The following is a 20881-nucleotide window of genomic DNA, read 5'->3' as shown; positions in this document are numbered from 1 at the left end:
GGTGAGGGCATCCATCGACATCTATTCCCCCCACAGCATGATAAATCGCGCCGCTACGCGCTGGTGCTTCCTCCTGCCGCCATCTAAAATCATGCAAAGCCAATTTTGATCACATCAGGAGCATGCCATGCGCTGGCAGGGACGTCGCGAAAGCGACAATGTAGAAGACCGACGCGACCAGTCGCCAGGCTATGGCGGTGGCCGCCAGATCCGTCTGCCGCGGGGTAAAGGCGGCATCATCTTATTAATTATCGTCGCGGTAGCCGGTTATTACGGCTATGACCTGACGGCCTTACTCGAAGGGGGTGGCAACCTGACACCCACCACGCAGCAACAGCGCCAGGCCAAACCTGCACAGGATGAGGCGGCTAAATTTACCTCGGTGATCCTCGCCACCACCGAAGACACCTGGGACAAACTGTTTCAGCAGATGGGCAAACAATATGTGCCGCCCAAATTGGTGATGTATCGCGGTGCCACGCGCACCGGCTGCGGCACCGGTCAGTCGGTGATGGGGCCGTTCTACTGCCCGGCCGATCAAACCGTGTATATCGACTTATCATTTTACGATGACATGAAAACCAAACTCGGTGCAGGCGGTGATTTTGCCCAAGGCTACGTGATCGCGCATGAAGTCGGCCATCACGTGCAGAAATTGTTGGGTATCGAACCTAAAGTACGCCAGATGCAGCAGGGTGCCAGCCAGGCGCAGATCAATCAGCTATCGGTGAAGATGGAACTGCAAGCCGACTGTTTTGCCGGTGTCTGGGGCCATTACATGCAGCAGCAAAACATCCTCGAAGTGGGGGATTTGCAGGAAGCGCTGAATGCCGCTGAGGCGATCGGTGATGATCGCCTGCAACAAAAAAGCCAGGGGCGGGTGGTGCCAGATAGCTTTACCCATGGCACATCACAGCAACGTTATAGCTGGTTCAAACAGGGTTTCGATAGCGGCAACCCGGGGCAATGCAACACCTTTGCCAGCAAAGGATGAACCTGGTCGAAATCAGTACGGCGATGCAGCGGGCAGGCATTCGCCGTTTATGTGTGATCAGCGGCAGCCGCGCGTGGACGAGCCAGCAGGCTGCCGTATGGCGCAACACCTTAGTGGGTGACTGGCTCACCGTCAGCCAACAAACCGATCTCAGTGCCATGCCACACGCGCCCACCGCGTTACGCACCTTGTTGGGGCGGGAATTCCAGCATGCGATTTTTGATGCACGCGACGGGTTCCATGCCGAAGCCTTTGCCGCGTTGGCCGGCACCCTCAAAGCCGGTAGCTGGCTGTTATTGTTGACGCCTGCGTGGCAGCGCTGGGCCAACCAGCCTGATGCTGACAGCCTGCGCTGGGCGGATGTCGCCCAACCGATTGCCACGCCGCATTTCACCCGCCAACTGCAACAGGGATTACTGGATGATCCCCATGTGATGTTGCTGCGTGAAGATCATCCGGTGCGTGAACCGGTGGCGATCGCCTGGCCCGAGTGGCATTGCCAGGCACCGCAACAGCAGCAGCGTATCCTGCAACAATTGCTGACCATGCCCGCCGGGGTGGCGGTGATCACCGCCGCACGCGGGCGTGGTAAATCGGCGCTGGCGGGGATGCTGGCGCGGGAAAATCGTCACTGCCTTGTGACAGCCCCCGCGAAAGTCGCCACGGACGTACTGGCCCAGTTTGCCGGGGAACATTTGCAGTTTATCGCCCCGGATGCGTTACTGGCGTGCGATCCTCCCCCGCAGGCGGAGTGGCTGATTATCGATGAAGCGGCGGCAATTCCCGCGCCGCTGTTGGCACAACTGGTGGCGCGTTTTCCCCGTGTCTTACTGACGACCACGGTCCAGGGCTACGAAGGCACCGGACGCGGTTTTATGCTGCGCTTCTGCGCGGCGTTACCGAAAGTACACTATTTCGCGCTCGACGAGCCGCTGCGTTGGTCGCCACGCGACCCGTTAGAAGCCTGGCTGAGTCACGCCCTGTTATTTGAAGATGCTCAAGAGAGTGCGCCACCGCCGGAAATCGCTTTGTTTCCGGCCTCACCGTTACGCCATCCCGACGCTCTGGCCGCAGGCTACCGCCTGTTAGCCAGTGCCCACTATCGTACTTCGCCACTCGATCTGCGACGGATGCTGGATGCGCCAGGCCAGCATTTCTGGCTGGCGGGCGCGCAGGACAACGTCCAGGGGGCATTGTGGTTGGTAGAGGAGGGCGGGCTGGATCCTGCGCTGGCCTGGTCGGTATGGGCGGGGCGGCGTCGCCCACGCGGCAACCTGGTGGCACAATCGCTGGCTGCTCATGCCGGTTTCGTCGCGGCGGCGACCTTACGCTCCCTGCGTATCAGCCGTATCGCGGTGATGGCGGCGCAGCGACAGCGTGGTATTGGGACGGCATTGGTCGCAATGGCGCGCCAGCAAGCCAGCGGCTGCGACTATCTCTCGGTGAGTTTTGGCTATACCGCGCCATTGTGGCATTTCTGGCAGCGCTGCGGCTTCACCCTGGTACGTATCGGTTCGCAGCGTGAAGCCAGCAGTGGATGCTATGCGGCGATGGCGATGCTGGCCCTGACACCAGCCGGTGAGGCGTTGCAACAGCAGGCAGCCCGGCGGCTGGAGCGTGACTGGCCGTGGCTGCAACAGTTAATCGAACTGGATCTGCCGCTGGAGGGGGATGCCACATCGCCGCTTGATGATGAAGATCTGGCGCTGCTGGCCGGGTTTGCCTGGGCACAGCGTCCGTGGGAAGCCAGCTATGCCGCTTTACAGCGTCTGGTGCGGCAACATCCGCAGCCAATGTTGTCCGCCATACTTGTTCAAAAACAACCGCTGAGCCAGGCGGGAAGAGGGGGGCGCAAAGCGGTGCTGGCGCAGCTCCGTGCTGAAGTGGCTCAGGCGTTACGAGAACGGGATGCCACGCTGGCAGAGCACTGGCAACCACGGCTCGCGTCGTTGCAATAAATCCATTATCTCATTCAAATTTTCCCGATATCACTGTCCCGTCAGCGGCGTATAGTGATGGCAGGAGGATATTATGGCACTTCATTATGTGATTGTTCAGCAACCAGACACCGATCCCGCACAGCTTTTTCTGTTGTACCACGGTGTTAACGACAACCCGGACTCGATGGCGCAGATCGGTAGCTGGTTTGCGCGTGCCTTCCCGCAGGCGCAGGTAGTGGCGGTAGGCGCTCCCTTGCCCGGCAGCATTGCGCACGGGCGCAAATGGTTTGCCGAAATCCCGGCGCACGATCGTTCTGAACAGCAGGGCGTGAATGCGGCGATGCCGGAGTTTGTTGAATCGGTGCGCCACTGGCAGCAACAAACTGGTGTACGACCGGAGGCCACGGCGCTGATTGGTTTCTCGCAGGGCAGCACCATGGTGCTGGAGGGCGTGAAGGCGCAGCCGGATCTGGCCGGACGCGTGGTGGCGTTCAGTGGGCGTTACGCCACGTTACCGGAACGCGCCAGCACGCGCACCACTATCCATCTGATCCACGGTGAATACGATGATCAGATCCCGATGCACCATGCCGAGGAAGCGGCGCAGCGTTTAACCGCGCTGGGCGGTGACGTCACTCTGGATATTGTCGAGGATTTGCCGCATGCCATTGACGATCGCAGCATGGAACTGGCGTTGAATCATTTACGCTATACCGTGCCGCGTCGCTACTTTGACGAAGCGTTGAGCGGTGCGAAACCCGGCGATGATGATGTGGTGATGATGGTGTAACCAATAGCCCCGTAGCGGCGCGATTTATCGCGCGGTTTGGTGCGTGATGCGGGAAAAACTGCGCGATAAATCGCGCCGCTACGATAGTGCTTTATGTTATTTCTTTTTGGGCCAGTCGTCGTCATCGTCCCACTTATCGTTGAAGTCACGATGTGGTGGCAGATCCGGTTTGTTGTCCAGAAATTTTTTATGATCGATACGTTTCAGGTCTTTGTAAACGTTCATCAAAATACCGACCATCAGCAGGATCACCAGGATCCACCAATACTCTTTCAACCATTCCATTTGCCCACTCCTTATGCGTATTCTCAGGCGATCAGTTGTTCCATGATGCGCTGATACATGCGGCTCAGCATCTGCAAATCTGACGCCTTCACGCATTCATTGATTTTATGAATGGTGGCGTTCACCGGGCCGAGTTCTACCACCTGCGCGCCCATACGAGCGATAAAGCGTCCGTCGGAGGTACCGCCGGTGGTCAGCAACTGCGGCTTGATCTCATTATAGTGTGCTACCGCGTTCACCACGGCATCCACCAGCTTGCCACGTGAAGTCAGGAACGGCTGGCCGGAAAGATTCCACTCCAGCGTGTAGCGCAGTTGGTGGCGATCCAGCAGGGCGGCCACGCGCTCGCGGATCATCTGATCGGTCAGTTCGGTGCTGAAGCGGAAGTTGAACTGGACAAAAAATTCGCCGGGAATCACGTTGTTGCTGCCGGTGCCCGCTTTGACGTTGGCAATCTGCATGCTGGTGGGCGGGAAGAATTCATTGCCCTGATCCCACTCGGTAGCCACCAGTTCATTCAGCGCGGGCATGGCGCGATGCACCGGGTTGTCTGCGAGGTGTGGGTAAGCCACGTGACCCTGCACGCCGTGAATGGTCAGGTTAGCGGTGATGGAGCCGCGACGGCCATTTTTCACCACATCGCCGACCACTTCGGTACTGGATGGCTCACCCACCAGGCAGTAGTCCATGCGTTCATTACGCGCCATCAGGCGTTCGACCACCTTCACCGTGCCGTTGACGGCGCTGGCTTCTTCATCAGAAGTGATCAAAAAGGCCAACCGCCCTTGATGATTGGGATGGGCCGCGACAAAGCGTTCCGCCGCCACCACCATTGCCGCCAGTGAGCCTTTCATATCCGCAGCACCACGACCAAACAACATGCCATCACGGATGGTTGGCTCGAACGGTGGGTTAATCCAACGGTTGGCATCACCAGGTGGCACCACGTCGGTATGACCGGCAAATGCCAGGGTCTCACCCTGACCACGCGTTGCCCAGAAGTTAAGGGTATCGCCAATGTGCATCGGCTCCACCTGGAAGCCAATCGCCTCCAATCGGGCAATCAGCAGCGCCTGGCAACCCGCATCATCCGGACTGAGGGAAGGGCGGCGAATCAGCTGCTGAGCCAGCTCAATAACCGGACAGAACATGTTATGACTTCTCCTGGATAAACGCGTGATAAAGGGATTCATTAAAGCCAACCAGCAGATCGCCATTGGCTGCTGCCAGCACCGGGCGCTTGATGACGGCAGGTTGTGCCAGCATGATGGCTTTGGCGCTGTCAGCATTTTGCACTGCTGCGCGCTCTGCCTCGGGCAACTTACGCCAGGTGGTGCCGCGCGTATTGAGCAGCGGCTCATAGCCAAGCTTGTCAATAAACGACTGCAACAACGCATCGTCCACGCCATCTACCCGGTAATCATGGAAGCGATAATCAATGCCAGATGCCTCTAAATATCGGCGGGCTTTTTTAATGGTGTCACAATTTTTAATGCCGTAGAGCTGGAACATAGTATTTGACTACTCTTTTAGCGTGAAGATAGATTGCGTGCCAGGCCAGGGATTGTAACAAGGTTGCCAGACGGGATAACAGCGATCTCGTATCCTCGCTGGCAATTAAGCCCAGGCCCGCTATTGTATAAAGATAATAACTATCAAATCGTTTGATCTAAACGAGTATTACCTATCAATTGAGGTGTTTTAATCTAGTCGCAAATTAAAAAAGCGGAGAGCAACATGAGCAATTCAAACGAAACAAACCCGACAGCAGCTAAATGCCCCTTTCATCAGGGTGCAGACTTGCCTGCGGCGGGCGGTGGAACTAACAACCGTGACTGGTGGCCCAAGCAGTTACGTGTCGATTTACTGAATCAGCATTCCAATCGTTCGAATCCCCTCGGTGAAGACTTCAATTACCGCGAAGCCTTTAGCCAGCTTGACTATTTTGCCCTGAAAGCCGATCTGAAAGCGCTGCTCACCGACTCTCAGCCCTGGTGGCCTGCCGACTGGGGCAACTATGCCGGTTTGTTTATTCGTATGGCCTGGCATAGCGCGGGGACTTACCGCATGACTGATGGACGTGGCGGTTCTGGCCGCGGTCAGCAGCGCTTTTCGCCGCTGAACTCCTGGCCGGATAACGTCAGCCTGGATAAAGCCCGTCGCCTGTTGTGGCCGGTGAAACAGAAATACGGTCAGAAAATTTCCTGGGCAGACCTGTATATCCTTGCGGGTAACGTGGCGCTGGAAAACGCCGGGTTCCGCACCTTCGGTTTTGGTGCCGGACGTGAAGATGTGTGGGAACCGGATCTGGATGTGAACTGGGGTGATGAGAAAGCCTGGCTGGCCCACCGTGACCCGGAAGCGCTGGCAAAAAATCCGCTCTCTGCCACCGAAATGGGTCTGATTTACGTCAACCCGGAAGGTCCGAACGCCAGTGGCGATCCGGCCTCGGCGGCCCCGGCTATCCGTGCCACTTTTGGCAATATGGGCATGGACGATGAAGAAACCGTGGCGCTGATTGCCGGTGGTCATACGCTGGGTAAAACCCACGGTGCCGGTGCGGCCAGCCACGTTGGTGCAGAACCGGAAGCGGCTCCGCTGGAATCTCAGGGCTTTGGCTGGCAAAGCAGCTACAACAGCGGTGTTGGCGCGGACGCCATCACCTCGGGCCTCGAAGTGGTATGGACGCAAACCCCGACGCAGTGGAGCAACTACTTCTTTGAGAACCTGTTCAAATATGAATGGGTGAAAACTCACAGCCCGGCCGGGGCGATTCAGTACGAAGCGGTAGACGGACCGGAGATCATCCCTGACCCGTTTGATCCGGCGAAAAAACGTAAGCCGACCATGCTGGTAACCGACCTGACGCTGCGTTTTGATCCGGAATTCGAGAAGATCTCGCGCCGTTTCCTTAACAATCCGCAGGCGTTTAATGAAGCCTTTGCCCGCGCGTGGTTCAAACTGACCCACCGTGATATGGGGCCGATTGCACGTTACTTAGGCCCGGAAGTGCCGAAAGAAGCGCTGATTTGGCAAGATCCGCTGCCGAATCCGTCACACAATCCGACCGCAGCCGATATTGATCACCTGAAAACGGCGATTGCCGAAGCCGGTCTGACCGTAGGTGAGTTGGTTGCGGTGGCCTGGGCTTCTGCCTCGACCTTCCGTGGTGGCGATAAACGTGGTGGTGCCAATGGTGCACGCGTGGCCTTAGCGCCGCAAAATAGCTGGGAAGTGAATGCGGGTATCCAGCCTGCCTTGGCAAAACTGAAAGCCATTCAGCAGGCATCCGGTAAAGCTTCGCTGGCCGATGTGATTGTGCTGGCCGGTGTGGTTGGTGTTGAGCAGGCCGCGCAGGCAGCTAATGTGGCGGTTAAAGTGCCGTTCACCGCCGGGCGTGTCGATGCGACACAGGAACAGACGGATGTTGAGGCATTTGCACTGCTGGAACCTGGCTACGATGGTTTCCGTAACTATCAGCGTGCGGGTACCAGCCAGGAAGCGGAAACGCAGCTGATCGACAAAGCACAGCAACTGACCCTGACCGCACCGGAGATGACGGCGCTGGTAGGGGGCTTGCGTGTGCTGGGTGCCAACTTTGATGGCAGTGAACACGGCGTGTTTACCGCGAGTAAAGGCGTGTTGAGCAATGACTTCTTTGTCAATCTGCTCGACATGGGGACCGAATGGAAAGCGGTCGATCAGGCGAAAGGTCTGTATGAAGGGCGTGACCGCAGCAGCGGTGTCGCTAAATATAGCGCCACCCGCGCTGACCTGGTGTTCGGTTCAAACGCTATCCTGCGCGCGCTGGCGGAAGTGTATGGCAGCAGCGATGGTCGCGAGAAGTTTGTGCACGACTTCGTGGCCGCCTGGACCAAAGTGATGAACCTTGATCGTTTCTAAAGCATCCAGCGGACTTCCGGGGCTGCCCGGAAGTCTAATGTCGATTGGTTTTGCCACAGCGCGATTTATCGCGCTGTTTTTATTTACTCTTCCGCACACCCTGAATCAGGACCAGTAACCGCTTTCATTAACGTCCTGAATAATTCCCTTCTGCACCATAAGCATGATCAGAATTATCCTAACCAGAAAAATGTGCTACGCCTTGTCATCAGGAAATTTCTCCCGTTACGTTAGGGGTTTGCTGAAATGTGCGTCAGTACGCATTTTGAGCAAATTAACGCTTTTGTGTGCTTTTGCCGATACAGATAACAGGTGGAAACGTATTCACCTGTAGAAAAAAACGGCGTATTATCGCCAGCACAATAAGAGAGGGTATTATGGTTGACACTGAACTGGGGAACTGGAAAGAATTTATTGACGCGATGTTACGTAAGTAATACGTGAAGAGAAAAGCAGGGCAAATCCCCAACTTGCTGTAATTCTTACCAATACGTAAATAAGGCAGCCACAGGCTGCCTTATTTATTTCTGCTACATGCTAGTCATGCGGCTTCTCTTTTAGCGGGAAGCGGCGGCGTACCAGCACGAAGAACAACGGCACAAAGAAGATTGCCAGCACCGTCGCTGAGATCATCCCCCCCATCACGCCAGTCCCCACCGCATGCTGGCTCCCGGAACCGGCTCCGGCACTGATCGCCATCGGCAACACACCGAAGATAAACGCCAGCGATGTCATCAGGATCGGACGCAGACGCTGGCGTGAAGCTTCCAGCGTCGATTCAATCAACTCGCGTCCTTTGCTGTTGATCTCATTGGCAAATTCAACAATCAGAATGGCGTTCTTGGCCGACAGGCCAATTACCGTCAGTAGCCCGACCTGGAAATAGACGTCATTTTCCAGTCCACGTAACCAGGTGGCGAGCAACGCCCCCACCACGCCAAGCGGCACCACCAGCATCACCGAGAACGGGATCGACCAACTTTCATACAGCGCTGCCAAACTCAGGAACACCACCAGCAATGAGATGGCATACAGCGCCGGGGCCTGTGAACCGGAGAGACGTTCCTGATAAGAGGCGCCGGTCCACTGGAAGCCTATGCCCATAGGCAACTGACTGACCAGTTTCTCCATCGCATCCATGGCTGTCCCGCTGCTGACGCCATTTGCCGCTTCACCGACAATTTCCAGTGAGGAATAGCCGTTGTAACGCTCCAGTCGCGGTGAGCCAACTTCCCAGCGGCTGGTGGCGAAAGCGGAGAAGGGCACCATGGTACCGCTGGAATTACGCACGTACCATTTGTTGATGTCGTCGGGCAGCATGCGGTATTCCGGTGCGGCCTGCACATAGACTTTCTTCACGCGACCACGATCGATAAAGTCATTCACATAGGTCGAACCCCAGGCGGTGGTCAGGGTGTCATTGATGGTGTCCACCGAAACGCCCAAGGCCTGCGCTTTCCGCTGGTCAACGTCAATTTGCAACTGTGGGCTGTCATCCAGACCATTATGCCGCACGCGAGACAGCGCCGGATCGCGCGCTGCAGCATCCAGTAACTTATCGCGCATCGCCATCAATGCCGTATGGCCAATGCCACCATGGTCCTGGATTTCCAGGTCAAAACCGGATGAACTGCCGAGGCCGGTAATCGCCGGTGGACTGCTGGCGATGACCCGCGCTTCTCTGATTTTGTTGAAGGCTTTGGTTGCGCGATCGATGATGGCAAACGAGGTACGGTCGGAGCCGGGGCGATCCTCCCAATCCTTCAGGCGGATAAACATACGCGCCACGTTTTGCCCGTTACCGCCAGGACCTGCACCGATGGTGGAAAACACCGACAGGACGTTATCTTTCTCGGCGGTCATATAATACTCTTCCACCTTAGCCACCACGTTGGACGTTTGTTGCAGCGTGGCACCCGCCGGGAGTTGGACCTGCGTCAGAAACACACCGCGGTCTTCCTGCGGAAGAAACGATGTCGGCAGATGGATAAACATAAACGCCATCACGCCAATAATCGCCAGATAGAGCAACATCCAGCGACCACTTTTGACCAGAATACGCGCCACGCCGCGTTCATATCGTGCAGCATTGGCGTTGAAATGACGGTTGAACCAGCCGAAGAAGCCACGTCGGCCATGATGCTGGCCTTTTTCGAGCGGTTTTAGCAGGGTGGCACAGAGCGCAGGGGTCAGGATCAACGCCACCAGCACCGACAAAATCATCGCGGAGACGATGGTGATGGAGAACTGACGGTAGATCGCCCCGACGGTGCCGCCGAAGAATGCCATCGGCACAAACACCGCCGAAAGCACCAGCGCGATTCCGACCAGCGCCCCCTGAATCTGCCCCATGGATTTGCGGGTGGCGGCGCGGGGTGAAAGCCCTTCCTCGCTCATCAGACGTTCGACGTTTTCCACCACCACAATGGCGTCATCCACCAGCAAACCGATCGCCAGCACTGTGGCAAACATGGTCAGGGTGTTGATGCTGTAGCCACAGGCATAGAGCACGGCAAAGGTGCCAAGCAATACCACCGGCACCGCAATGGTGGGGATCAGCGTGGCGCGGAAGTTCTGCATGAACAGATACATTACCAGGAATACCAGCAGGATGGCTTCCAGCAACGTTTTCACCACGTCGGTAATGGAGGCTTTCACAAACGGCGTGGTTTCGTAGGCGACTTTGGCTTCCAGCCCGTGGGGAAAGTATTGCGACAACTCGGCAATACGGGCGCGCACCAGTTTATCGGTGTTCATCTCGTTGGCACCGGAGGCCAGTTTGATGCCAAGGCCGGATGCCGCCTGGCCATTGTAGCGGCTGAGATAGTCATATTTCTCTGCGCCCATCGCCACATCGGCGACATCGCCCACGGTCACAACCGAGCCATCGCTATTGGTTTTCAGCGTGATGGCCTTGAACTGCTCCGGAGTTTGCAGCATTGATTGGGCATTGACCGTCGCGTTCAGCGCCTGTTTCTCTACGGAGGGGAGTCCTCCCAATTGGCCGACGGCCACCTGGGCGTTCTGCGACTCAATGGCGCTGACGACATCATCGGTCGTCAGCGCATAGGCGTTCAGTTTGTTGGGATCGAGCCAGATACGCATGGAATATTGCGAACCGTAGGCATCGACTTCACCTACACCATCAATACGGCTGAGCGGATCTTCAATGTTACTGGCGACATAATCTGAAATATCCTGTTTGTCCATACTTCCGTCGGTAGAAACAAACGCAATCATCAGGATATTACTGTCACCGGTTTTATTGACGGTTACCCCCTGGGACTGTACCGCTGACGGCAGTTGGCGTAATGCGGTCTGTAACTGATTCTGGACCTGCTGGCGCGCTTCGTCCGGATCGGTGCCTGCGGTGAAGGTGAGGGTGATTTGTGCCTGACCGGTATTGCTGCTGTTCGAGGACATGTACATCAGGTTATCGATGCCGGTCATGTTCTGCTCGATCACCTGGGTAACGGTATTTTCCAGCGTTTCTGCTGAGGCACCGGGATAGTTAGCGGTAATGCGCACGTTGGGCGGCGCGAGGTCGGGGTATTGCTCAATCGGCAGCGAGATAATCGCCAGCGTGCCGCACAGGCAAAGCAAAATCGCCAGAACCCAGGCAAAAATGGGGCGGTCGATAAAAAAATTCGACATGGAACCGACACTCCTCAGCTGCGTGTTTTTTACTTTTATTATCAGAAGCGTGAACCCTGTTGGGTTCACGCTGGCGGAGGGGATGCGCTATCTCGGGGAATCTCCTGCCGCTGCCTACTCTACGCGGCGCAAATTAGATAATCGTGGAGAAATTATGGAGAAAGTGTAAATGTCCCGACGGTTTTATGTGATGTGCTAGACATTGCGGCTCTCCAGCCACAGTACCGTCGCGGCCACGCGCGAGCGGACATCCAATTTTCGTAGCAGATTGCGAATGTGCACTTTTACCGTCTCTTCAGAGATATGCAGCGTGGTGGCGATCTCTTTATTCGACAGGCCGCGCGCGACTTCCTGTAACACATCCAGTTCACGTTCGGTTAACTCGCGGAACGGATTGGCGCTGTGTGGTCGATTGGCGAGATACTCTTCGACCACTTCACTGAACACGGTTTCCCCCTGTGCTCCCGACAAGATCTGTTGCAGCAGCAGCTCCGGTTCACTGTCCTTCAGTAAATAGCCATCGGCCCCGGCATCGATCATGGCATAGATGTCATTACGTGCGTCAGAAACGGTCAACACCAGGATGCGGGCGGAGATCTCCTCATGACGCAACGCTTTTAGCGTATCCAACCCGGACATGCCTTTCATATTCAGGTCGAGCAGAATGACATCCGGCGACAAGCGACGGGCCTCGGCCAGCGCTTCCGTCCCATTATTGGCCTCGGCCACCACCTGAAGTCTGGGTTCCAGCGCCAGCAACTGGCGAATGCCACGGCGCATTAAGGGATGGTCATCTACTATCATGATGGTCAGTTTTGGCTGGTCCATATTCTCTCCAATTAACAGTCCATGTATCGCGTTATTCCAGCAGGTAAGCCGGGCGAGGCGGAAAACGTAAGGTTACACGCGTGCCGCGCTCCTGCGGGGTAATCAGCAGCGTGCCGGAAAGGCGCGTTGCGCGTTCTGCCATAATCGTCAGGCCATAATGGCCCGGCGGTTCTTCGGTGCTGCGAATGCCAATTCCATCATCTTCAATGGTTAAAAGATGATCCTCCTCCGCGACGCGCTGATAGCAAATAATGATTTGCTGCGCGTCGGCATGGCGGATGGCGTTGAGTAAGGCCTCGCGCGCAATCTGCAACACATGTACCTGCTGCTGCGCATCAAGGCTTTGCAGCCCCGGTTGATAGTTAAACTGGATTGCCGCCCTGGATTGCTCCTGTAAGGGAACAATCATTGCCTGCATCGCTGCCACCAAATCGGCCTGTTCAATGGTCAGGCGGAAGGTGGTCAGCAACTCACGGAGCTGCTGATAGGCGTCCGCCAGTGCCCGGTCAAACTCACTGATAATACTCTGCGCTTCCAGTTGGCTGCCATCTACTGTGCGTCGTAACAGAGTAAGCTGAATGCGTAAAAAGGAGAGTGACTGAGCCAGCGAATCGTGAAGTTCGCGGGCGATGGTTGCGCGTTCTTCAATCAACATCATTTGCTGGTATTGCTTTTGTGTCTGCCACACCCACAGAGCGCGAGCCAGCATATTGGCCAGACTTTGCATCATCTCGCCGGAATTGGTGGGCTGAGGCGATTGCCAACGCAACTCGCCGAAGGGTTGCTCATCCTGGCGCAATGTCAGGCGTTGCCAGGGACGGGTGGCATCACTGTTGCCCGCGCAGAAGGTCTGGTTCTCACTCTCCAGCACCACCACGTTAAACCCCTCGCGCTGCTTGAGTTGCTCGATCAAACCCTGAAAAACATCCGGGTTGAGCGCGCTGCTGGTCAGCATTTGTGAGCTTTCATACAGCAACGACAGCGTGCGGTTCGCCTGCGTCAGGCTTTCGGTCTTCTCCTGCACGGCATCTTCCAGCAGGCGATAGTGTGATTGTAGTCTGGCGGCCATCGCGGTGAAGGCATGGGCCAGCACGCCGAGTTCGTTGGGCTGTTCCACCGGCAGTGGTGGAAAGCTGAATCGGGTTTGCTCGATGTATTGGCTGGCGGTGACCAGCGAGTTGAGGGGGCCCAGCACGTTGCGGCGCAGAAAGCGGATGGTCCACAAAGCCAGCCCGACAATCGCCAGAAACCCAAACAGGCTGCTGGCAACCACCAGATGCATTTTTAGCTCGGCATAATGCTGTACGGCCAACACAAATCGATTAATTTCACTAACGTAACTGGCGACTTGCTGTTGATAAACCTGAGTATTTTCCGTGTGTAACCGCTGCTCTAATTCTGGCCAGTTATCCCGGAGATAGTGATAGCGATTTTGCACTTCAACAGGCACCCACGGCCGCTCCAGATTGCTTAATGCCGGGGAGTCCAGGGTGAGCTCATATAACCGAATATGATGCGCCAGTTGTTGTGGATCGCGCGTGCTATCCCAGGCGAGGCGATAAATCTGCATACGCAGTGAACCGGCAACATTGACCGTCTCGGCATCGCGTAAGCTACTGGAAAGCGTCATCAACGCCAGACCAGAGGTGAGCAGCGACAGCAGAACAATCGCGCTCAGCGCGCGGGCGATAGTGCGAATTACGGGACGTTTAACCATCACGATAAAAACCCTGTTATGAGCGCGGAATTATAGAGCAGCGCTGTCATGGCGGCGATGTAATCTCGCTACATCAAGTTACTCTTCGCACATAAAGTAACCGCAATTTACATTTCCCAGGATAAATCTGACACCGTTGTCGAAAAATTGAACAGCTTTACCGCTTGCGTCATTCCGCTTTCTGCTGGCTGGCTAATACTTTTTGCGTAGGCCGTCGGTTTCCCCCGCAAGACAACAGGAGCATCCCATGAAGACTCGATATGCTGTTCTGGCTGGTGCACTGCTAGCCGTCGCAAGTTTTAGCTCGCTGGCCGCGACAGCCGTAAACGCGGATCAAACACAAAATATGCAAAGTATGGGCAGCGTCTCGGTGAGCGGTGTCAGCGGCTCGCTGGATGATGCTACCCGTCAGTTGTCACTTAAAGCGCAAGAGCAGGGTGCCAGCCATTACCGGGTTATCGGTGTACAAAATCCGGGTGACTCCAGCATGTGGAGTGGCACTGCCGAGATTTATCGCTAATTCCCCGCTTTTTTCTGTCGCAATCTTAACCGGCCAGCATCCGCTGGCCGGTTTTTTTGTGCACTGAGAAGGATTATCTCAATTCATTCTGTGCAATCTGGCGGTATATTTTGCTTCGTTCTTGCAGAACGGGTAGGATTCATCGCCGTAATTTCCCGGATTGCCGCGCGACATCGTTCCGCCGCCTGCAACCGGGGTTTTACCCCATTTCGCACCGTGCTACGCAAACGTTTGGTAAGCCGGTGATTGATGGTCAGGATAAACAGGAAAGCTATGAAACCTACTAAAAAAACCGCAGCCGAACAACGCGCTGCGAAACGACGCTGGCTTAATTCCCACGACACCGGTTACCAGAAAGCCATGGGTAACCGTCAGGTTCAAATGATCGCTATCGGTGGTGCTATTGGTACGGGGCTGTTTTTAGGCGCAGGTGCGCGCCTGCAGATGGCGGGCCCGGCTCTGGCACTGGTGTATCTGGTGTGCGGTATCTTCTCTTTCTTCATTCTGCGTGCGTTGGGCGAGCTGGTGTTACACCGTCCTTCCAGCGGCAGCTTTGTTTCCTATGCGCGTGAATTCCTTGGGGAAAAAGCGTCATATGTGGCGGGCTGGATGTACTTTGTTAACTGGGCAATGACCGGTATCGTCGATATCACTGCCGTTGCGCTGTACATGCATTACTGGGGTGCGTTTGGTGATGTACCCCAGTGGGTGTTTGCCCTTGGCGCGCTGGCCATTGTTGGCACCATGAACATGATCGGTGTGAAGTGGTTCGCCGAGATGGAGTTCTGGTTTGCGCTGATTAAGGTGCTGGCGATTGTGGTATTTCTGGTGGTCGGTGTGGTGTTCCTCGGCAGCGGCAAGCCGCTGGACGGCAACGCCACCGGTTTCCACCTGATAACCGATAACGGCGGCTTGTTCCCGCATGGCCTGTTACCGGCGCTGGTACTGGTACAAGGGGTGGTGTTTGCCTTTGCCTCTATCGAGTTAGTCGGGACGGCGGCGGGTGAGTGTAAAGACCCGAAAACCATGCTGCCAAAAGCCATCAACAGCGTGATCTGGCGTATCGGCCTGTTCTATGTCGGTTCGGTGGTGTTGCTGGTACTGCTGCTGCCGTGGAATGCGTATCAGGCAGGACAGAGTCCGTTCGTGACCTTCTTCTCTAAATTGGGTGTGCCTTACATCGGCAGCGTCATGAATATCGTGGTGCTGAGCGCGGCGTTATCCAGCCTGAACTCAGGTCTGTATTCCACCGGTCGTATTCTGCGTTCAATGTCGATGGGCGGTTCTGCGCCGAAGTTTATGTCGAAGATGAGCGGCCAGCAGGTGCCCTTTGCCGGTATCCTGGTCACCATCGCGGTTTATGTGGTAGGTGTAGTGCTGAACTACTACGTACCCTCGCAGGTGTTTGAGATCGTCCTCAACGTGGCATCGCTGGGCATCATCTCTTCGTGGGGCTTTATCGTGGTTTGCCAGATGCGTCTGCGCAAAGCGATCAAAGAAGGCAAAGCGGAAGATGTCAGCTTCAAACTGCCGTGGGCACCGGTCACTTCATGGCTGACGCTGCTGTTCCTGGCGAGCGTACTGGTGCTGATGGCGTTTGACTATCCGAATGGTACTTACACTATTGCTTCCATTCCGCTGATTGCCGTGGTGCTGATTCTGGGCTGGTTCGGTGTGCGTAAGCGTGTACACGAGGAAGCCATGAAAGAGCATGATCATCATGTTGATGATCAGGATGACGCACCGCGCACACTGGCGGAAGAGTCTTCCCGCTAAACGTCGAGAATGTGTGAATAAAAGGCTGCCGGTTTGGCGGCCTTTTTTTGTTTTTTAGCTCAGGTAAACTCCCGATTTTTCTCGCTTCAAGACCGGTCTGATCGCCATCTGCTCCCCCCTTGATCCTGTCCCGGGAATTACTCCTTTCGGGTGATATAGCCCTTAATACTATCAGGTTATTTTACGCCCTAATTTTCTAACCCGAATTAAGGTATTCCGATGGTGTTGTCACGACGCGCATTCTTTACCGGGCAGCGTAACGCTGTCACCGGGGCGATCGCTTTGCCGTGGTGGCGTCACCAGGCGGGATGTGACGGTTGTGGTCACTGCGTAACTGCCTGTGAAACGCAGATTGTGCAACTGCGCGCCGGGGCGTTTCCACAGCTCGATTTTCAACGGGGTGAATGTACCTTCTGCGCCGCCTGTGTCGATGCATGCCCACAGCCGTTGTTTCATCCGCGTGAGCAACGCCCCTGGCAGCAGCGTATCCGCATCAGTCACCATTGCCTCAGCTTTCAGGGCGTGGATTGCCGCAGTTGCCAGGAGAGCTGCGCGCAGCAGGCGATCGTGTTTCGCCTCACCGCCCACGGCATTGCACAGCCCGAAACTACACCACAGCACTGTACCGGTTGTGGCGCATGTATCGCGCCATGTCCGGTATCCGCCACAGGATTACATCATGAACCCGAATAACAGCTGGCACGTCTGTGGCCTGGTGATTCAGGCGCGACCCAGCGCACTGGCTGCGGTCACGCAAGAGCTACTGAGCTGGGCCGACAGCGATATTGCGGCGCAGGATGCTGCGCGCGGCACTCTGGCCGTCACGCTGGCTGCCTCCGACAGTGCCGCGCTACTCAACAATATTGAAGCCACCCGCAATATACCCGGCGTGTTGGCGGTATCGCTGGTGTATCACCAGCAGGATGAATCGCAAGAACTTGCCAGGGAAATCGTATGCAACTGAGTCGTCGTGATTTTATGAAAGCCAATGCAGCGGCTGCTGCGGCGGCTGCTGCCGGATTAGTGATTCCTTCCGTGACCAAAGCCGCCACATCGCTGGCTGCTCCCATCCGCTGGGAAAAAGCACCTTGCCGTTTTTGCGGCACCGGTTGCGGCGTGCTGGTGGGCACCCAGGAGGGTCGCGTCGTGGCGTCGCAGGGGGATCCGCAGGCCGAGGTGAACCGTGGCCTTAACTGCATCAAAGGATACTTCCTGCCAAAGATTATGTATGGCAAGGATCGTCTTACCCAGCCGTTACTGCGTATGACCGATGGCCGTTTCGATAAAAACGGTGAATTCACGCCTGTCAGTTGGGACCAGGCGTTCGACATCATGGAAGAGAAGTTCAAGGCGGCGCTCAAGGCCAATGGGCCGGAATCTATCGGCATGTTCGGTTCGGGTCAATGGACGCTGTGGGAAGGCTATGCCGCCTCAAAGCTGATGAAAGCCGGTTTCCGCAGCAATAACCTCGATCCGAATGCGCGTCACTGTATGGCGTCGGCCGTCGTCGGCTTTATGCGCACCTTTGGCATGGATGAGCCGATGGGCTGCTATGACGATATTGAGCAGGCCGATGCGTTCGTGTTGTGGGGATCGAACATGGCTGAGATGCACCCGATCCTCTGGTCACGTGTCACGGCGCGCCGGTTGAGCAATGAAAACGTCAAGGTTGCGGTGTTGTCGACCTATCGCCACCGCAGCTTTGAACTGGCGGATAACGGCATGGTGTTTGTCCCGCAGACCGATCTGGTGATCCTCAACTTTATCGCCAACTACATCATTCAGAACGGCAAGGTGGATAAAACCTTCCTGGCAAACCACGTCACGCTGCGTCAGGGGGCAACCGACATCGGCTATGGTCTGCGTCCGTCCGACCCACGTCAGGCCAGAGCGAAGAACCCGGACAGCGATGCCTCTACCCCGATTAACTTCGACGAATACGCGAAGTTTGTCGCGGAATACACGCTGGAAAAAGCCAGTGCGATGAGTGGCGTCGAGCAGGATCAGCTGGTGAAGCTGGCCGAGTTGTATGCCGATCCAAAGATTAACGTTGTCTCGTACTGGACGATGGGGTTCAACCAGCATACACGTGGCGTGTGGGCCAACAACCTGGTCTACAACCTGCATCTGTTGACCGGAAAAATCTCGCGCCCGGGCACCGGGCCTTTCTCGCTCACCGGCCAGCCTTCAGCCTGTGGGACCGCACGTGAAGTGGGTACTTTCTCCCATCGACTGCCTGCCGATATGGTGGTGACCAATGACAAGCATCGCGCGCTGGCAGAAAAGCTGTGGAAACTGCCGTCAGGCACTATTCCGGCCAAACCCGGCTATCACGCGGTGGCGCAGGACCGGGCGTTAAAGGACGGCAAAATCAACGTCTATTGGTCGATGTGCAACAACAACATGCAGGCCGGACCCAACCTGACGCAGGAACGTATGCCGGGCTGGCGTGACGAGCGCAACTTTGTGGTGGTGTCGGACCCGTATCCGACCGTCAGCGCACTGTCGGCTGATTTGATTTTGCCTACCGCCATGTGGGTAGAAAAAGAGGGTGCTTATGGCAACGCTGAACGCCGCACCCAATTCTGGCATCAGCAGGTGAAAGCGCCGGGCGAGGCGAAATCGGATCTCTGGCAATTGGTTAACTTCTCGAAGCGCTTTCGTGTGGCGGACGTCTGGCCAGAAGCGCTGCTGGCGCAGGAACCCGCGTTGCGTGATAAGACCCTGTATGACGTGCTGTTCGCCAACGGCCAGGTCAACCAGTTCCCGCTAAGTGAGGTTGCAGACGACCAACTGAACGACGACGCGCGCGCTTTCGGTTTCTATCTGCAAAAAGGGTTATTTGAAGAGTATGCCAGCTTTGGCCGAGGTCACGGTCACGATCTGGCCCCCTTTGATGCCTATCATCAGGCGCGTGGCCTGCGCTGGCCGGTGGTCGACGGTAAAGAGACACGCTGGCGTTATCGCGAAGGTCATGACAGCTACGTTAAAGCCGGCGAAGGCGTGCGTTTTTACGGCAAACCAGACGGTAAAGCCACGATTTTTGCCCTGCCTTACGAGCCGCCCGCAGAATCCCCGGATGCGGAATATGATCTGTGGTTCTGTACCGGCCGCGTGCTGGAGCACTGGCATACCGGCACCATGACGCGCCGCGTGCCGGAACTGCACCGCGCGGTGCCGCAGGCGCTGCTGTATATCCATCCGCTTGATGCCAAAGCGCGCGGTCTGCGCCGGGGCGAGAAGGTTCGTGTGGTGTCGAGACGTGGTGAAGCGATGGCCACCGTCGAGACGCGTGGTCGCAATCAGCCGCCCCAGGGACTGGTGTTTACACCGTTTTTTGATGCCGGAGTGCTGGTCAACAATATCACGCTGGACGCCACTGACCCGCTCTCGAAGCAGACCGATTACAAAAAATGCGCCGTCAAGCTGGTGAAAATTTAAGGCAGGATGCAATGAAACCTCTTATCACACTTCTTACATGCGCCGCCCTGATGCTGGGTGGCGCGGTCTGGGCCGATAATGGCGTAGATCTGCAACGGTCACCGGAGGTGACGGCGACGCAGCAGGGCACCATCCATCAGCCCAAAGAGCAGGGGCGCAAACCGCTGAACTACGTCAATCAGCCGCCCGTGATCCCACACAGCGTGGATGGCTACCAGGTGACGAAGAACGTTAACCGCTGCCTGCAATGCCACGGCACGCAAAGTTATCTCACTACCGGTGCGCCACGCGTCAGCCCGACCCACTTTACCGATCGTGATGGGCTGGTTAGCAGTTCGGTGTCACCGCGTCGCTACTTTTGTCTGCAATGTCATGTGCCGCAGACCGATGCCAAACCGGTGGTAGAAAACACCTTCCGTCCGGCAGAGGGCTTTGGTCAATGAAACAGATGATCATGCGTATTTGGCGCTGGTGGCGGCGTCCCAGCCGTCTGGCGCTGGGCACTCTGCTGTTGATTGGTTTTGCGGGTGGTATCATCTTCTGGGGCGGCTTTAACACCGGCCTGGAGATGACCAACCGCGAGCAATTCTGCATTGGTTGCCATGAAATGCGTAACAACGTCTATCAGGAATATATGCAGACGGTGCACTACAACAACCGCAGCGGCGTGCGTGCCACCTGCCCGGATTGCCACGTACCGCATGAGTGGGGACCGAAGATGTGGCGTAAACTCGAAGCCAGTAAAGAGGTTTACGCCAAGCTGTTTGGCATTGTCGATACGCCAGAGAAGTTTGAGGAAAAGCGGCTCGAACTGGCACAGAACGAATGGCGCAGGATGCGGAACAACAATTCGCAGGCCTGTCGCAACTGCCATAACTTTGAGTATATGGATTTCACGGCGCAGAAGACCGTGGCGGCGAAAATGCATACCAAAGCGGTGGAGGAAGGTAAAACCTGTATCGACTGCCATAAAGGGATTGCGCATCACCTGCCCGACATGAAAGAGGAAAAAAACGGGTTTTGATGTTTATAG

General features: G+C 56.3%; 18 protein-coding genes. 12 read left to right on the top strand and 6 right to left on the bottom strand.

Annotated features, from left to right (window positions below; all coding sequences use genetic code 11):
* Positions 1–127: 127 nt before the first annotated feature.
* The 3 genes from PAT9B_RS14515 (at position 128) to ypfH (ending at position 3724) form a co-directional block, all read left to right on the top strand.
* The gene (locus tag PAT9B_RS14515) at positions 128–994 is read left to right on the top strand and encodes a neutral zinc metallopeptidase (RefSeq protein WP_013510030.1); all 867 of its coding nucleotides are present in this window, start codon (positions 128–130) and stop codon (positions 992–994) included.
* Entirely contained in the window at positions 991–2952 is a 1962-nt protein-coding gene (locus PAT9B_RS14510) for a tRNA(Met) cytidine acetyltransferase TmcA (RefSeq protein WP_013510029.1), read from the top strand. The genes PAT9B_RS14515 and PAT9B_RS14510 overlap by 4 nt, the downstream gene beginning before the upstream one ends.
* Before the next feature lie 73 nt (positions 2953–3025).
* On the top strand, positions 3026–3724 hold the full coding sequence (gene ypfH, locus PAT9B_RS14505) for an esterase (protein ID WP_013510028.1): 699 nt from the start codon (positions 3026–3028) through the stop codon (positions 3722–3724).
* Between the two features lie 96 nt (positions 3725–3820).
* Here ypfH and PAT9B_RS14500 read toward each other — a convergent pair whose 3' ends face one another.
* Genes PAT9B_RS14500 through PAT9B_RS14490 form a run of 3 tightly spaced genes read right to left on the bottom strand, consistent with a single transcriptional unit; the run spans position 3821 to position 5521 of the window.
* Positions 3821–4009, bottom strand: coding sequence for a YpfN family protein (locus PAT9B_RS14500; RefSeq protein ID WP_013510027.1), 189 nt, complete (start codon positions 4007–4009; stop codon positions 3821–3823).
* Positions 4010–4032: 23 nt separating this feature from the next.
* A complete protein-coding gene (gene dapE / locus PAT9B_RS14495) occupies positions 4033–5160 on the bottom strand; it encodes a succinyl-diaminopimelate desuccinylase (protein WP_013510026.1) in 1128 nt (375 codons plus the stop codon).
* Between the two features lies 1 nt (position 5161).
* Positions 5162–5521, bottom strand: a complete 360-nt coding sequence (locus tag PAT9B_RS14490) for an ArsC family reductase (protein WP_013510025.1) — start codon at positions 5519–5521, stop codon at positions 5162–5164.
* A gap of 225 nt (positions 5522–5746) precedes the next feature.
* Here PAT9B_RS14490 and katG point away from each other — a divergent pair, with 225 nt between their 5' ends.
* Positions 5747–7912 (top strand): catalase/peroxidase HPI, encoded by a 2166-nt coding sequence (gene katG, locus PAT9B_RS14485; RefSeq protein WP_013510024.1) that lies wholly within the window; start codon positions 5747–5749, stop codon positions 7910–7912.
* Between the two features lie 377 nt (positions 7913–8289).
* Positions 8290–8349 carry a protein YpfM gene (gene ypfM, locus PAT9B_RS31460; protein ID WP_139810981.1) on the top strand — a complete coding sequence of 20 codons (60 nt, stop codon included), beginning with the start codon at positions 8290–8292 and terminating at the stop codon, positions 8347–8349.
* A gap of 100 nt (positions 8350–8449) precedes the next feature.
* On the opposite strand, the gene acrD is transcribed toward ypfM, so the two are convergent.
* From acrD to narQ, 3 genes are all read right to left on the bottom strand, one after another.
* Positions 8450–11566: a multidrug efflux RND transporter permease AcrD gene (acrD, locus tag PAT9B_RS14480; protein WP_013510023.1), complete on the bottom strand. Its 3117-nt coding sequence runs from the start codon at positions 11564–11566 to the stop codon at positions 8450–8452.
* Between the two features lie 195 nt (positions 11567–11761).
* On the bottom strand, positions 11762–12394 hold the full coding sequence (locus tag PAT9B_RS14475) for a response regulator (protein WP_013510022.1): 633 nt from the start codon (positions 12392–12394) through the stop codon (positions 11762–11764).
* Positions 12395–12425: 31 nt separating this feature from the next.
* The gene (gene narQ, locus PAT9B_RS14470) at positions 12426–14114 is read right to left on the bottom strand and encodes a nitrate/nitrite two-component system sensor histidine kinase NarQ (protein ID WP_041525831.1); all 1689 of its coding nucleotides are present in this window, start codon (positions 14112–14114) and stop codon (positions 12426–12428) included.
* Positions 14115–14358: 244 nt separating this feature from the next.
* On the opposite strand from narQ, the gene PAT9B_RS14465 reads away from it, so the two are divergent.
* The 7 genes from PAT9B_RS14465 to napC all read left to right on the top strand — a co-directional run bounded on the left by PAT9B_RS14465 (position 14359) and on the right by napC (position 20872).
* Positions 14359–14631, top strand: a complete 273-nt coding sequence (locus tag PAT9B_RS14465) for a YdgH/BhsA/McbA-like domain containing protein (RefSeq protein WP_013510020.1) — start codon at positions 14359–14361, stop codon at positions 14629–14631.
* Positions 14632–14904: 273 nt separating this feature from the next.
* Complete coding sequence (gene ansP, locus PAT9B_RS14460; RefSeq protein ID WP_013510019.1) at positions 14905–16407, top strand: L-asparagine permease; 1503 nt, start codon at positions 14905–14907, stop codon at positions 16405–16407.
* A 219-nt stretch (positions 16408–16626) separates the two neighbouring features.
* Positions 16627–17100 (top strand): ferredoxin-type protein NapF, encoded by a 474-nt coding sequence (gene napF, locus PAT9B_RS29720; protein ID WP_013510018.1) that lies wholly within the window; start codon positions 16627–16629, stop codon positions 17098–17100.
* Positions 17087–17371, top strand: a complete 285-nt coding sequence (locus PAT9B_RS14450; RefSeq protein WP_013510017.1) for a chaperone NapD — start codon at positions 17087–17089, stop codon at positions 17369–17371. Before napF ends, PAT9B_RS14450 begins: the two co-directional genes overlap by 14 nt.
* On the top strand, positions 17362–19848 hold the full coding sequence (napA, locus tag PAT9B_RS14445; RefSeq protein ID WP_013510016.1) for a nitrate reductase catalytic subunit NapA: 2487 nt from the start codon (positions 17362–17364) through the stop codon (positions 19846–19848). The genes PAT9B_RS14450 and napA overlap by 10 nt, the downstream gene beginning before the upstream one ends.
* 11 nt (positions 19849–19859) lie before the next feature.
* Positions 19860–20291, top strand: coding sequence for a nitrate reductase cytochrome c-type subunit (napB, locus tag PAT9B_RS14440; RefSeq protein WP_013510015.1), 432 nt, complete (start codon positions 19860–19862; stop codon positions 20289–20291).
* A complete protein-coding gene (gene napC, locus PAT9B_RS14435) occupies positions 20288–20872 on the top strand; it encodes a cytochrome c-type protein NapC (protein ID WP_013510014.1) in 585 nt (194 codons plus the stop codon). The genes napB and napC overlap by 4 nt, the downstream gene beginning before the upstream one ends.
* Positions 20873–20881 lie beyond the last annotated feature (9 nt).

The sequence above is a fragment of the Pantoea sp. At-9b genome (genome assembly GCF_000175935.2).
Taxonomy (GTDB): Bacteria; Pseudomonadota; Gammaproteobacteria; order Enterobacterales; family Enterobacteriaceae; genus Pantoea.
Note: the sequence above shows the minus strand (reverse complement) of the source record. Positions and strands in the feature narration are given on the sequence as shown.

Excerpts from the sequence above, each read along its gene's own strand:
- PAT9B_RS14515 (WP_013510030.1), top strand. The coding sequence starts at position 128 with ATGCGCTGGCAGGGACGTCGCGAAAGCGACAATGTAGAAGACCGACGC.
- PAT9B_RS14510 (WP_013510029.1), top strand. The coding sequence starts at position 991 with ATGAACCTGGTCGAAATCAGTACGGCGATGCAGCGGGCAGGCATTCGC.
- ypfH (WP_013510028.1), top strand. The coding sequence starts at position 3,026 with ATGGCACTTCATTATGTGATTGTTCAGCAACCAGACACCGATCCCGCA.
- PAT9B_RS14500 (WP_013510027.1), bottom strand. The coding sequence starts at position 4,009 with ATGGAATGGTTGAAAGAGTATTGGTGGATCCTGGTGATCCTGCTGATG.
- dapE (WP_013510026.1), bottom strand. The coding sequence starts at position 5,160 with ATGTTCTGTCCGGTTATTGAGCTGGCTCAGCAGCTGATTCGCCGCCCT.
- PAT9B_RS14490 (WP_013510025.1), bottom strand. The coding sequence starts at position 5,521 with ATGTTCCAGCTCTACGGCATTAAAAATTGTGACACCATTAAAAAAGCC.
- katG (WP_013510024.1), top strand. The coding sequence starts at position 5,747 with ATGAGCAATTCAAACGAAACAAACCCGACAGCAGCTAAATGCCCCTTT.
- acrD (WP_013510023.1), bottom strand. The coding sequence starts at position 11,566 with ATGTCGAATTTTTTTATCGACCGCCCCATTTTTGCCTGGGTTCTGGCG.
- PAT9B_RS14475 (WP_013510022.1), bottom strand. The coding sequence starts at position 12,394 with ATGGACCAGCCAAAACTGACCATCATGATAGTAGATGACCATCCCTTA.
- PAT9B_RS14465 (WP_013510020.1), top strand. The coding sequence starts at position 14,359 with ATGAAGACTCGATATGCTGTTCTGGCTGGTGCACTGCTAGCCGTCGCA.
- ansP (WP_013510019.1), top strand. The coding sequence starts at position 14,905 with ATGAAACCTACTAAAAAAACCGCAGCCGAACAACGCGCTGCGAAACGA.
- napF (WP_013510018.1), top strand. The coding sequence starts at position 16,627 with ATGGTGTTGTCACGACGCGCATTCTTTACCGGGCAGCGTAACGCTGTC.
- PAT9B_RS14450 (WP_013510017.1), top strand. The coding sequence starts at position 17,087 with ATGAACCCGAATAACAGCTGGCACGTCTGTGGCCTGGTGATTCAGGCG.
- napA (WP_013510016.1), top strand. The coding sequence starts at position 17,362 with ATGCAACTGAGTCGTCGTGATTTTATGAAAGCCAATGCAGCGGCTGCT.
- napB (WP_013510015.1), top strand. The coding sequence starts at position 19,860 with ATGAAACCTCTTATCACACTTCTTACATGCGCCGCCCTGATGCTGGGT.
- napC (WP_013510014.1), top strand. The coding sequence starts at position 20,288 with ATGAAACAGATGATCATGCGTATTTGGCGCTGGTGGCGGCGTCCCAGC.